General features: G+C 39.4%; 1 protein-coding gene. It reads left to right on the top strand.

The annotated features are described in order from the left end of the window. Nucleotides 1–165 precede the first annotated feature (165 nt). The coding region (gene rpmI / locus FLQ44_RS05600) for a 50S ribosomal protein L35 (protein ID WP_005596065.1) at nucleotides 166–360 on the top strand (195 nt) is incomplete at its 3' end.

Raw genomic sequence — 360 nt, 5'->3', positions numbered from 1 at the left:
GGCACATTTCGCAGCCTGATTTGCTTTTTAGCCGTAAAGGGCTATGAGCGGTAACGCTCTGTTCGAGATAATTAGTGCTTTGCAAGTAAAAAGACGGTTAGCGATAAGCGTATTTTTCGCCTGATTATTATGTATTAGATAAAACAATGCGGAGTTTATAAAACAATGCCTAAAATTAAAACAGTACGTGGTGCTGCTAAGCGTTTCAAGAAAACAGCTTCAGGCGGTTTCAAACGTAAACAATCTCACTTACGTCATATTTTGACTAAGAAAACCACTAAACGTAAACGTCACTTACGCCACAAATCAATGGTAGCGAAAGCAGACCAAGTATTAGTAGTAGCGTGCTTACCATACGCA

Origin of the sequence: Vogesella mureinivorans, from assembly GCF_007644035.1 — a bacterium.
Classification (GTDB): Bacteria; Pseudomonadota; Gammaproteobacteria; order Burkholderiales; family Chromobacteriaceae; genus Vogesella; species Vogesella mureinivorans.
The sequence above is the reverse complement of the archived record's forward strand: the minus strand, read 5'-3'. Positions and strand labels throughout refer to the sequence as shown.